At 45.7% G+C, this 12,764-nt stretch carries 13 protein-coding genes; 5 read left to right on the forward strand and 8 right to left on the reverse strand.

What is annotated here, in order from left to right; genetic code table 11:
• Positions 1–29: 29 nt before the first annotated feature.
• The 4 genes from JT717_RS03075 to JT717_RS03090 form a co-directional block, all read right to left on the reverse strand.
• Positions 30–1,400 carry an MFS transporter gene (locus JT717_RS03075; RefSeq protein WP_205508710.1) on the reverse strand — a complete coding sequence of 457 codons (1,371 nt, stop codon included), beginning with the start codon at positions 1,398–1,400 and terminating at the stop codon, positions 30–32.
• Positions 1,401–1,568: 168 nt separating this feature from the next.
• A complete protein-coding gene (locus JT717_RS03080) occupies positions 1,569–2,366 on the reverse strand; it encodes an undecaprenyl-diphosphate phosphatase (protein ID WP_205508711.1) in 798 nt (265 codons plus the stop codon).
• Positions 2,367–2,518: 152 nt separating this feature from the next.
• Positions 2,519–2,773 carry a DUF3098 domain-containing protein gene (locus JT717_RS03085; protein ID WP_205508712.1) on the reverse strand — a complete coding sequence of 85 codons (255 nt, stop codon included), beginning with the start codon at positions 2,771–2,773 and terminating at the stop codon, positions 2,519–2,521.
• 168 nt (positions 2,774–2,941) lie between these two features.
• Positions 2,942–3,817: a cell division protein FtsX gene (locus JT717_RS03090; RefSeq protein ID WP_205508713.1), complete on the reverse strand. Its 876-nt coding sequence runs from the start codon at positions 3,815–3,817 to the stop codon at positions 2,942–2,944.
• Between the two features lie 368 nt (positions 3,818–4,185).
• Here JT717_RS03090 and leuS point away from each other — a divergent pair, with 368 nt between their 5' ends.
• Positions 4,186–6,960, forward strand: coding sequence for a leucine--tRNA ligase (gene leuS / locus JT717_RS03095; RefSeq protein WP_205508714.1), 2,775 nt, complete (start codon positions 4,186–4,188; stop codon positions 6,958–6,960).
• A 111-nt stretch (positions 6,961–7,071) separates the two neighbouring features.
• Here leuS and JT717_RS03100 read toward each other — a convergent pair whose 3' ends face one another.
• Complete coding sequence (locus tag JT717_RS03100; RefSeq protein WP_205508715.1) at positions 7,072–8,127, reverse strand: hypothetical protein; 1,056 nt, start codon at positions 8,125–8,127, stop codon at positions 7,072–7,074.
• A gap of 185 nt (positions 8,128–8,312) precedes the next feature.
• On the opposite strand from JT717_RS03100, the gene JT717_RS03105 reads away from it, so the two are divergent.
• Positions 8,313–8,801 (forward strand): hypothetical protein, encoded by a 489-nt coding sequence (locus JT717_RS03105; protein ID WP_205508716.1) that lies wholly within the window; start codon positions 8,313–8,315, stop codon positions 8,799–8,801.
• 11 nt (positions 8,802–8,812) lie between these two features.
• Here JT717_RS03105 and JT717_RS28560 read toward each other — a convergent pair whose 3' ends face one another.
• Positions 8,813–8,944: a hypothetical protein gene (locus tag JT717_RS28560; protein ID WP_255552908.1), complete on the reverse strand. Its 132-nt coding sequence runs from the start codon at positions 8,942–8,944 to the stop codon at positions 8,813–8,815.
• Between the two features lie 209 nt (positions 8,945–9,153).
• Between JT717_RS28560 and JT717_RS03110 the strand changes: the two genes are divergently transcribed.
• Entirely contained in the window at positions 9,154–9,861 is a 708-nt protein-coding gene (locus JT717_RS03110; RefSeq protein WP_205508717.1) for a peptidoglycan DD-metalloendopeptidase family protein, read from the forward strand.
• Between the two features lie 82 nt (positions 9,862–9,943).
• On the forward strand, positions 9,944–10,426 hold the full coding sequence (locus JT717_RS03115; protein ID WP_205508718.1) for a DUF1203 domain-containing protein: 483 nt from the start codon (positions 9,944–9,946) through the stop codon (positions 10,424–10,426).
• Between the two features lie 11 nt (positions 10,427–10,437).
• On the opposite strand, the gene JT717_RS03120 is transcribed toward JT717_RS03115, so the two are convergent.
• Complete coding sequence (locus JT717_RS03120) at positions 10,438–10,722, reverse strand: hypothetical protein (RefSeq protein ID WP_205508719.1); 285 nt, start codon at positions 10,720–10,722, stop codon at positions 10,438–10,440.
• A 67-nt stretch (positions 10,723–10,789) separates the two neighbouring features.
• A complete protein-coding gene (locus JT717_RS03125; RefSeq protein WP_205508720.1) occupies positions 10,790–11,440 on the reverse strand; it encodes an NADPH-dependent F420 reductase in 651 nt (216 codons plus the stop codon).
• Positions 11,441–11,556: 116 nt separating this feature from the next.
• Here JT717_RS03125 and ruvB point away from each other — a divergent pair, with 116 nt between their 5' ends.
• The gene (ruvB, locus tag JT717_RS03130) at positions 11,557–12,591 is read left to right on the forward strand and encodes a Holliday junction branch migration DNA helicase RuvB (protein ID WP_205508721.1); all 1,035 of its coding nucleotides are present in this window, start codon (positions 11,557–11,559) and stop codon (positions 12,589–12,591) included.
• Positions 12,592–12,764: the final 173 nt, after the last annotated feature.

Consider the following 12,764-nt stretch of genomic DNA (forward strand, 5'->3'; position numbering starts at 1 on the left):
GGGAAGCGGGCCTTTGGTTAATTTGGCATTCACCTGAGGCGTTCTGTTTCAAGTGTAAGCTTTTTAGCCTTTCGCATGGTTAATCCCAGCCATAAAAATCCCAGCATAAAAAATACCATCAGGGCCAGCACCGAATTACGCATGCCGCCAAACTTAATGGTCCGTTCTTCTATATAAGCAAACGTGAACATGCCCATTACGAGCGCAATTTTTTCGGTAACATCATAAAAACTAAAGAAAGAAGCCGTGTCCTTTGTATCAGGCATCAGGTTCGAATAGGTTGAACGGCTCAGCGATTGAATACCGCCCATGACCAGTCCCACAATCGCGCCCAGGATATAAAACTGAATATCAGTATATGTAAAGTAAGCCCCGATACAGGCGCCTATCCAAACCAATACGACAGCCATCAGGGTTTGAATATTGCCAAAGCGTTCCGAAGCTCGTGAAATGACAATGGCGCCGGGAATAGCCACCAGCTGAATGATCATGATGGTAATGATAAGTTTATCGGTAGGCAGGTGCAGCTCTTTGGCGCCAAATTGGGTAGCCGCAAGAAAAACGGTTTGTATACCAGCGCTGTACCAGAAGAATGACACCAGGAACAGTTTAAGTACCGGCATATGCTTCAACTGGCCCCAAACCTTCTTCAATTCAAGAAATCCATTCGTAAATACATTTTTCCGTTCATGCCGTTCCTTCACTGTGCTGATGGGCAGGTGCCGGAATGGGATCTGTGCAAAGCCGAACCACCACAAACCCACCAGCACAAAAGAAACACGAGCCGGCATATAATCCATTTCATAAGGGGTAGCAAACCCGAACGATTTGGGAAAGAATACCACAATAAAACATAGGATTTGCAGAATAACACTACCTATATAACCCCAGGTATAACCACGGGCGCTGATGCGGTCGCGCAGGCGATGCGGCACCAGGTCGGGCAGAAAGGAATTATAGAACACCAGGCTGGCCCAGAAACCGATACAGGAAATGACCATGCAGAAGATACCGATATCGAGGCTTCGGGCGCTTAATGTGGTGCTTCCGTCGGCATTTGGTTGTGGTGCAAAGAAATAAAGCAGCGAACAGAAGATGGCTCCCAGGGTGCAAAAAAAGCGCATGAAGTTGCGCTTGTTGCCGCGATAGTCGGCGATAGAAGTAAGTATCGGTGAAATGAAGGCAACAATTATAAAAGCCGATCCCAGGGCATAATTGTACAATGCTGTATTAACATACTTTCTGCCCAGGAATTCCACTTCATTATCCGGTAACCTGTTTTTCGTGATGGCTTCAAAGTATGCGGGGAATATCGTGGAAGTAATGACCAGGTTATAGGCTGAGTTAGCCCAGTCATACAGACACCAGGCGTTGATTACTTTTCTGGGGGCTATCTGCATAAGCAAAGCTTTGTAATGGTTTAAGGTTTATGAGGAAAAGGTCTGCATTTTCAAGAGATACCAGATGCCGGTTATCAGTTGCCAGGCCTGCATGCCAGGCGATATATATGCAATCAGCGACTCCAAAATTTTGCCGGCAAACTGGCATCCGGCAACTGGTGACTGCGTTTAACTTCCAATTACACCAGTATAAAATAAGATCAATAATACTAAACCCACAATGATCCGGTACCAGCCAAATAACCGGAAGCCATATTTCTGCAAAAAGCCAATAAAGAACCGGATGGCCAGTATGGCAACCACAAACGCAATACCGCAACCCAGTAATAAAGTGCTTAGGTTATCGGTATTCAGCAATTCCGGCTGTTCTTTATACATATCGTAGAGGCTCTTTACCGTTGCCGCCAGCATGGTAGGCACGGCCAGGAAAAAAGAGAATTCAGCCGCCAGCCGCCTGCTTAATTTCTGTTGCATGCCGCCAATAATGGTTGCGGCGCTTCTGCTTAAACCGGGAAAAACAATTGACAAGACCTGGTAGCACCCGATGATAAATGCAGTTTTGTTGCTTATTTGTTCTTCTTTGTCGATCGCAGGTTTTTGAAACCATTTATCAACAAAGAGCAGCACAATGCCACCCAGTAACATGATCAGGGCAATGATCATGGGTTTCTCCAGCATGGCATCGATATGTTTTTTGAACAGGGCGCCAAAGGCCAGGGCAGGAATGATGGCAATAAGGAGCTTTATATAAAATGAGATCTTTTTAAAGTCAAAGAATTTGCGCCAATAAAGCACAACCACCGATAAAATCGCTCCAAACTGGATCACAACCTCAAACAGTTTCGCAAAATCGCCATGATCTCCCATGATGGCAGACGCAATTGCCATATGGCCGGTTGACGAAATTGGCAGGAACTCAGTAAGACCTTCGATAATTGCTATAATAATTGCGTGTAGCGTATTCATTAGTTGGATTATTGATCAATTTTACGTTGACGAGTCGGCAAATTAACGTGTTGATGGGTTAACAGCTGATTAAAATGGTTATAAAATAAAAGAAGCGATACTACGGAGCATCGCCTTATAACGTAAATCGGTTAACTAATTATTACCAACCATCAACTGGCCTTCGGCTTCTTGAAAATGGCATAAACTTCAATACCAAGCCCCAGCAAGATCAAAATCGGGGCAATGGTAATGCGGCGAACACTATACACTTCATTTTCTTTGAAAACGTTGGGATCCTCACTTTTACCACCCGCCATCAGAATAATGCCAAGGGCTACCAGGATAATGCCTGCGATCATCCATTTATAGTTGTCTTTGGTGAACAGGCTGGTAGCAGGAGCGGTTTGTTTTTTTGTTTCCTTCATTGGGCCAATTATTAGGTGCGCAATATAGCTAATTTTAACGCTCAACGCTTAGGGCGAAAGCTTTAAGCAGATTTTCCAGATTCCAGGTTCCCAAATAAGCCCGGGCTCAAAGTCCGGCGCCTGACCTTCTGCTTTCTGCTTTGTCGTTCAGCTTTCCGCGTTTTGCGTTTAATACAGGTCGTCTAGTTTCATTTTCAGGTATTTTACCACGCTGCGATAAGTACTGAAAAGGGTAATGCTGATACCCAGTACGATCAGGAAAACGAACAGAATGGTCACTTTACTATTGTCACGCAGGTCACGCAGATAAGGCAGGAAATACTCCGACAACAACATTAACCCATAAATAAGGAAAATAGCCACCAGGGCGGCAATGGCGCCGTTCAGGACGGCCCGCATGTTCAAAGGCCGCGCAATAAACCCGCGGGTAGCGCCCACCATTTGCATGGTTTTTATCAGGAAACGGTTGCTATACATAGCCAGCCGGATGGTATTATCAATAAGTATAATGGAAAGAATACAGAACAGGGCGGCCAGGGAGGCAAACACGATCAGTCCGGCCCGAACCGAAGAACCCATCTTCTCAACCACGAAAGCCGGGTATTTTACACTTTCAATCACCAGTTGCCGTTGCTCGAGGTCAGCCTTGATAGCGGCAATCGTATCTTTCTGCACATACGCGTTCTTCAGGTTGAAATCGATGGAGGCAGGCAGCGGGTTTTCATCCAGCAATTCCTGGAAATCGGTCTCGCCTTTTTCCATCCACTGCTTTTTGGCGGTCTCTTTGTCAATAAATTCAACGGTCTTGGTGTAGGGGCGCGATTTGATGTATTGCATCAGGGAATCCACATCTGCCTGGGTAGCGCTTCTGCGCAGGTACACCTGCAGTTTAATGTCTTCTTTCAGTTCTTCGGTATAACGGCTGGCATTCAGTAGCAGCCACCCGAAAACACCTACAAAAAAGAGTACAATGGTAACCCCTAAAATGGCCATGAAGTAAGATGGTTTGGAACGCTTGGCCGATGCTTTTCCGAATTGCGCCATGAAATATTAGTTTTTGAAGGGATAATAATGCCTCTAAAAGAGCGGCAAAAATAACGGTTTTATCCCGGTAAAACGGTTATTATCCGTATTTTTGACATCCTTCTTAACGATTGAACTGATATAAAAATTTCAGTGGTGAATTACTTTTTAACGTTTCCTCAACGTTTGATTGTCAATAAGAACGGCATCAAAGTATAGAAGCACCGGCCCGGTGAGGCAAAAAGAAGGCAACCCGAAAATACGGCAAAAAGGCAGAGAAAGCGTCGTGGCAACATTGCATTAAGAAGGCCAGAGGACCCGCAACCGGCGGCCCAAATACGCAGAACCATCAACCTTGAAACTATAAACTAAGAACTAAGGAATAAGATATGGAATACAACTTCAGGGATATTGAAAAAAAATGGCAGGCACAATGGAATGCATCAGGCGCCTATAAAGTGAGCAATGATTCCCCGAAACCAAAATTTTATGTACTGGATATGTTCCCCTACCCAAGTGGGGCCGGCTTGCATGTGGGCCATCCGCTGGGTTATATAGCCAGCGATATTTACAGCCGGTTTAAACGGTTGAAAGGCTTCAACGTATTGCATCCCATGGGTTACGATGCGTTTGGCTTACCTGCTGAACAATACGCCATCGATCATGGTGTGCATCCGGCTGTAAGTACCGACCAGAATATTAAAACCTTCCGCCGTCAGCTTGATAATATCGGGTTTTGTTACGACTGGGACCGGGAGATCCGGACCAGCGACCCGTCTTACTATAAATGGACACAGTGGATATTCCTGCAATTGTTCAATAGCTGGTACAACCGCAAGGAAAAAAAGGCCGTTCCCATCGACAGCCTGATAAAGATCTTTGAAAAGGAAGGAAATGCCGGTTATGAGATCCCGCACGACAAATACCAGATCGCCAAAACCGGCAAACGGGTATTCACCGCAGCAGAATGGGCTTCCTTCACCGAGAAAGAACAGCAGGAGATCTTAATGGAATACCGCCTCGCCTATTGCGGCTACGGCGAAGTGAACTGGTGCGAAGCGCTGGGAACCGTGCTGGCCAATGACGAAGTGATCAATGGCGTGAGCGAAAGAGGCGGCTATCCGGTGGTAAAAAAGAAATTAAGGCAATGGTATTTGCGCATCACCGAATATGCCGACCGCCTGCTGGAAGGGCTTGACCGCATCGATTTCAGCGAATCGATGAAGGAAATGCAAACCAACTGGATCGGTAAAAGCTATGGCGCCGAGATCAGCTTTAGCCTGAAAGGCCATAACGATTCCAAACTGACTGTATACACTACCAGGCCTGATACTATCTTCGGAGTCGATTTTATGGTAATAGCGCCGGAGCATGAGCTGATAGAATCAATTACCACCCCTGACCACAAACAAGCGGTCGAAGACTATATTACATATGTAAAAAGCCGCAGTGAGCGCGAGCGGATGGCCGAGAAAAAGATCACCGGCATCTTTACCGGCGCTTATGCATTGAACCCATTTAATGGCCGTGAGATCCCGGTATGGATCAGTGAGTATGTGCTCGCGGGTTACGGAACCGGCGCCATCATGGCGGTTCCCTGTGGTGACGAACGTGACCATAAGTTCGCCCAGCATTTCAATATTCCCATTACCAATATCATTGGCAGTGCTTACGACGGCACTGAAGCCAATCCAACGAAGGATGCCAAACTGGAAAACTCTGATTTTCTGAATGGCATGGTAATGCGCAATGCCATGGAAGTAGTGATCAAAAAAGTGGAAGAAATGGGCATTGGCGTGCGCAAGGTCAATTATAAAATGCGCGATGCAGCTTTCAGCAGGCAACGGTATTGGGGCGAACCATTTCCCATTACCTGGAAAAATGGTATTGCATATCCATTGTCAGAAAGTGAGTTGCCACTGGAACTACCTCATGTAGATAGTTATAAACCAGGTCCGGAAGGAGAGGGGCCATTGGCCAATATCGGGGAATGGACATCACGTGACCTGGAAACGAATACAATGCCTGGTTACGCCGGCAGCAGCTGGTATTTTCTGCGGTATATGGATCCGGGCAACAATACTGAATTCTGCAGCCGTAAGGCCAGCGATTACTGGGGCCAGGTAGACCTGTACATCGGTGGTACCGAACATGCTGTTGGGCATTTGTTATACAGCCGTATGTGGACAAAAGCCCTGTACGATCTTGGTTTTATTGGCCATGATGAACCCTATAAAAAACTGGTGAACCAGGGAATGATCCAGGGCAGCAGCCGGTTTGTGTACAGGATCCACGGCGCCAACAAATTTGTATCATTCGGCCTTAAAGACCAATATTCAACCGATGCCATTCATGTAGATGTAAATATTGTAGATGGTGTGGAGCTGGATATGGAGGAATTTAAAAAGTGGCGGACAGAATATGCAACTGCTGAATTCATTCTGGAAGACGGCAAATACATTTGCGGAACCGAGGTAGAGAAAATGAGTAAGCGCCTGTACAATACCGTTAACCCCGATGATGTGGTGAATAAATACGGCGCTGATACTTTCCGCATGTATGAAATGTTCCTGGGGCCGGTTGAGCAAAGCAAACCCTGGGAAACAAAAGGTATCGAGGGGGTGCATCGTTTTCTGAAAAAGCTGTGGCGCTTGTTTTATGACGATGTGAAAGGAAAAGTATGGACCGATGAAAAAGCAACACCGGCTGAATTGAAAGTCCTGCACAAGACCATTAAGAAGATTGAAGAAGATACGGAGCGCTTCTCTTTTAATACAAGCGTGAGCGGATTCATGGTCTGTGTAAATGAATTGATCGAATTGAAATGCCATAAAAAAGAGATCCTCGAAAATTTACTGATCCTGCTTGCACCGTATGCACCGCATATCAGCGAAGAATTGTGGCATTTACTGGGCAATAACAGCTGCATTCTGGATGCTGCCTTTCCGAAACTGAACGAAAGCTACCTGGTAGAGAGCAGCAAAGAATATCCGATCTCTGTGAATGGAAAGTTGCGAACCACTATTGTGATTGCGCTTGATGCATCACAATCTGATGTAGAGAAGATCGTGTTGGATAATGAGGTCATTCAAAAATGGATGGAAGGCAAACCCCACAAAAGGATCATTTACGTGAAGGGCAAGATGGTCAACGTAGTCGTTTAATCATCGGTAATCACAAAACAGAAATTAATGGCCCCGGTATATCAATATCCCGGGGCTTTTCTTTTTTGTCAATTGTCAATTGCTTATTGCCTCTTGCCTGTTGCCAATTGCCTATTGATCCTGCCTGTGCTTTCCTTTATGCTTCTGTTTAATAAATCTGATCAGTGCGCTGCTGTTCTCGCTACTTTCCAAACGCGCTTCGAAACGTTTGCCATCAATAATACAAACCATTAACGAGGTATTGGGCGGGATGGTTCCCAGGTTTTCGGCTACCATTACCATCTCATTGTCTTCAGGCAGATCTGCTACCGACAGCTTAAGTGAATATGGTTTGTGATTCAACCGCACATGTTCAAAAACCATTTTATCGTTCAGGAATACGGCAATGGAATCACCATCTACCACCGCATTGTCATAGAAACGTAGCTCAATACTGTCGCCGGTAACAGGGATAACCGTTGCCAGTTTCTTTTCGCGGCTGGAGTATTTTTGTTGCGCCGTAGTAGCCGGAACAGGCGCCGGTTTTTTCTTATCTACAATGGGAGGCGCAGTAACGGCTGCAACACGGTCTTCTTTCGGTACCGGTTTAACGGTAGTGCTTTCAAGGGTGCTTTCCTTTTCTTCAGTCACTTCGTTGCTTACAAAATGCATCCGGGCAATGCTATCAATGATCTGCGGATCATTGGCGCCATAGATATAATTCTCTAACACAAAATCCCATTCATCATGAAAGCCGGAAGAAGGTATTTTTTGCAGCGCTACGGTGCCGGTAGGTTTGTCTTTGTTATCCCTTTCGGTGCTTTCACCATCGAGGCGCATCGTCTTTTCACCCGGACAATTAAAATCAGCCACCGATAGCAAAGCTTCTTTATCACCACCGAAAATTTTGCCCGATAGGCGGTCTTCTAAAACGGCATCATCCCACCACACAACACTGTTGTTATTGGGATCAAAATAGCCTTTTACCGCATACCGAATGTAATTGTTGCGCGAAGTATAATAATACGATGTGCCCAGCAGGCTGTCTCCCTTTTTAATGAGTTTCAGTTCGGTATGAGCCGAACCGATCTTGCCTTTCCAGGCGCCGGTTATGGTTTGAGCTTGTGTTGAAAAGAAAAAGAAACCACAAAACAGCAGGCCCGGTAACAGGATGATATGTATTTTCAAGGCGATTGATTTTGCAGATGAAAGTGTACAACGCCCTATACAGGGCAATATTTTGCTCAATTTTTCATTTAACGTTCCACTAGCATTTCGCTTCTTCGCTGACTTTGAACCATTTCTGTAGCTCCGCCAATGCCGCTTATTAAACTAATGTTTTCCGGTAGCTGATTTATTAGGAAATTAGCAATATGGCACATCCAAATTCAGCGTTGATCGAAGGGCTGCGCAAAGCAGCAGCCGGGCTGGTAAATGGCAATTATTATGCCTGGGGACATCATGGCGCCTGTAATTGCGGACATTTATTGCAGGCAACCACTCAATTAACAAAGGAAGAGATTGTTACGTATGCACATACCGGTATAGGTGAGTGGACAGAACTGGCGCAGGAAAGCTGCCCGGTTACCGATGCACCTGTTAATTTATTACTCACAAAGCTGCAGCAACTGGGATTAACACCTACGGACATCCATAACATTGAGTACCTCGAAGATCGCGAAGTATTAAACCGGTTACCCGGGGGCTTTAGATGGCTGAAACGAAATGTTCGTGCAGATGTGGTCCTGTACTTTGAAACTATGGCCAATATGCTGGAGGAAAAATTGATCAGTAATATTGAGATCAATTACAGCGAGCTGCTGTCACGGCAAGAAGTGATGGTTTCCCATGTATCGGAATAAAGGATCTTATATCACTTTTTCGCGTCATCCTGGTCACCTGTTTCCATAAACTCATTCCGGTCTCTTTTGTAATTCATCAGAATGGCGTATGACACAATAGTGACTGCCAGTATTAAATAAAATATGATCATCCACGTATCCATACCCTGCATTGTTTTAATATAAGTAGTCAGAAATTATGCCATTTTATAATTTGTGTTAAAAAGTTAAGCGCCGCTAGGTGTTTGTTTGTATCGGAGCAGTCGCTATTGATTGATTATTAAGGATATGATCGTATATTAGCATACAGCGTTCCTGTTAAAATTTAATTTCATCAGAAGTCCTGATATTAGCGTATTATAATTATCATCTCTTGCAGCCAACCAGTTTCGAAAATATTATTCGTAAATACCAGTTTAGTTTTCACCGCGTTGTCGATTTCGTGCCGGAAACGGACCGCTTATTGCCGATGGATTTTACGCAGCAGAACAGGGAGCTGACGCCCGAAATACTGGGCAATGAACAGGTTTTCAGTGAATATATCCGGCAAAAATTGCGATCTGCCAACTCCCGGTATGGAATAGGTGGCTACGCTGAGCACAGAACCATTTATAGTATAAGTTCGGTGTTCGACGGTCAAAAAGCCGGTGAGGAACCACGCCGCCTGCATCTGGGTGTTGATATCTGGGGACCAGCCGGCACACCGGTATATGCCTTCATGGGCGGTATGGTGCACAGTTTTGCTTTCAACGACCAGTTCGGCGATTATGGAGCAACGTTAATTCTGCTGCATCAATTAGATGGCTTACCATTTTATACATTGTATGGTCATCTGAGTTTGCGTGATATTCAATCCCTTTCATCGGGCCAGTATGTTTCTCTCGGCGAAACCATTGGCCACTTTGGCGAATTGCATGAAAACGGCCACTGGCCGCCACATCTTCATTGTCAGATCATACTTGATATGGAACTGAAAGAAGGTGATTACCCCGGCGTTTGTAAATACTCAGAAAGAGAAAAGTATTTAGCCAATTGTCCTGATCCCGACCTTATTCTTCAATTGAACAGGTATATAAAATGACAGGGGAAAGCAGGCATTTATAGCAATAATCGGGTTGATGCATCCCATTGACCTTGGCAATTTTGTGTTTCAAATATGCAGTATGAAATTCAAAATTGTGCCTTTATCAAAAGAGTATGCCGCCCGCATCAGGTCAACCGGAAAAGATGCATTTGATCATCCTGTTATTGAACAGATCGCAACAGGATCAGGACCCTGCAGGGTATCATTGAAGCCATTCAGAAAAGGCATCGACAAAAGACTGTTGATCAGCCATAGCCCATTTGAAATTGATAATGCCTATAACCAGCCCGGCCCGGTATTTATCAATAAAGAAGAAGTGGAGGAATATGCAGACATACATCGTTTTCCGCCGGAGATAAAAGCGAACAAAAAGAGTTTCCCCTTGTCCCTTATAGGATACAGTAGCGATCAGCAAATGATCTTTACGCAATTGGTGGGAGATTGCGATGTTGACGAACTGATAACGCGCATATTTATTCAAAGGCCTGAAGTGGCGTTCCTCCATGCCCGTAATGCGCAGGCATGCTGTTACATCTGTAAAATAGAACGTGTTGATGAATAAAGCGCTTGCGCTTAGAGCATCGCTTTCACCAGCTCTTCCCATTCCTTTTCGAGGGTATAACCCGGCATGCGCTTACCAGCTTTGGTATACCAGTAATTGGCATTCCATACATCGCCTTCCTTACGATGCAGGTAGGCGTGGATCCAGGCGGCTGATTTATCCGGCAGGTCCTGTATTAAAGTATGTGCATGCTCCCAATCGCCCCTGGCATCGTGCCATAACGATTGCAGGTACACGTTGCTGTTGGCGGGTGGTGTGCCGGTAGTAAGGCTTTGCTGAAAGATTTCGAAATTCATGGGCAAATTTAGCCTTAATAACTTGTTTTACTGAACCTTTTTATGAATGATGAATTGAGACTTTGAACTATGAACTTTTTAATAGTTTGAACGCATGGGTCCATTGATTTTCCAGAAAACCCGGAATGCACCACAGCATACATAGGGGTTCTATGGCACGGGCTGCAGTGGCTTTGCCCATATCGGCTGTTTCCCAGCCGAAAGCGGTTAAAATATCGGTGACGGTCTTTTTTGCTTTTTCATCATTGCCACAAATGAACATGGTGGGCGGTCCTCCTTTCACGGCCGGTTTATACATTTGCGCATTACCTACGCTGTTAAACGCTTTTACCATTCTGGCATGTGGTATCAGCTTTTGCAGCTTTTCCAGCAGTGATTCATTCAGATCGGTAAAATAGGAGAGTACGCCGTCCCTCGGCGGAGTTGCAGCTATGGGGTTGGTGGCATCGATCAGTATTTTGTTATTGAAGTGCGAAGTGCCGGAAAGTTTGATGGCCGATTCTGCAGCTGAGCCGGCGACTGCCAGCACCAGGATGTCGCCAAATTGGGCAGTAACGCCAAATGTGGCGCATTGTCCTTTGGGATTGTCTTTTTTCCACTTCTTTATTTCCTCCTTGCCGGGATTGCGGGTACCCAGCATAACTTCATGCCCCTCCGATAAAAAGGCGGTGCCCAGTTTCTGGCCAACGGAGCCGGAGCCAATAATGCCAATTTTCATGAGTCAGCTTGTTTAATGGTTATATATGAGTGTACTGTTGCTATTAAGTTAGTGAATTTTGTGTTTGCCTGATTAACTCGCTTACATTTGCGTAGTTTTACAAAGACGCCCAAATAATGGCTAATCCGAACTTAAATAACAACAGAGAGTCGCTCAGTGCGGCGGATAAAGAGTTTGAGAACAATATCCGGCCCCGGGAAATAAATGATTTTTCAGGGCAGGGACAGATCATTGATAATTTGACTGTATTTATCAAAGCTGCTAAAATGCGCGACGAAGCGCTGGATCATATCCTGTTCCATGGCCCGCCGGGTTTGGGTAAAACCACCCTCAGCCGCATTGTGGCCAATGAACTGGGCGTAAATATCAAGGAAACCAGCGGACCGGTCATTGAAAAGCCCGGCGACCTTGCCGGCCTGCTCACGAACCTGGAGCCGCGGGATGTTTTGTTTATTGATGAGATCCACCGCCTGAGTACGGTTGTGGAAGAATACCTGTACGCAGCCATGGAGGATTACCGCATCGATATTATGATCGATAGCGGCCCCAATGCCCGCAGCATTCAACTTACGCTGAATCCCTTTACCTTAATTGGCGCTACCACCCGGAGTGGCTTGCTCACAGCTCCCTTGTTATCGCGTTTTGCCATTAAACAACGCCTCGAGTATTATACGGCTGAAACATTGCAGAAGATCATACAGCGTTCAGCCGGCATTTTAGGCACCCGAATAACCTCTGATGCGGCCGGAGAGATTGCCCGGCGCAGTCGCGGTACGCCGCGTATCGCCAATGGCCTCTTGCGCCGCATGCGTGATTTTGCGCAGGTGCTTGGGAATGGTGTTATTGACCTGGGCATAACACAACATGGTCTGAAAGCATTGAACGTAGACGAGCATGGACTGGATGAAATGGATAACCGGATCCTGCTCACCATTATAGATAAATTCAAGGGTGGACCCGTTGGTATAACCACCATTGCCACGGCAGTAGGAGAAGAAACCGGTACACTGGAAGAAGTGTATGAGCCTTTCCTGATCCAGGAAGGTTTTATTAAACGCACACCCCGCGGGCGCGAGGCCACCCAAAAAGCATATGCTCATTTGGGCAGAAAAGCACCCGGCGCCGGAGGAGCGAATTTATTGTTTGAATAGCTGCAAGGCAACGAGGCTCGATAGACAGTAGTTAAAGACAAAGAGAGTGGTTTAAAGGTCCCTGAACTCGGCGCGATCAGCCTTACATCATACCATCGACGATTCACGCAAAAAAATAAAAAACGCTGTGTACGACTACACAGCGTTTGTATTAATAACGGTATATGTAAAAC

The sequence above is a fragment of the Longitalea arenae genome (assembly GCF_016924755.1).
In the GTDB taxonomy this organism is placed as follows: Bacteria; Bacteroidota; Bacteroidia; order Chitinophagales; family Chitinophagaceae; genus Niastella; species Niastella arenae.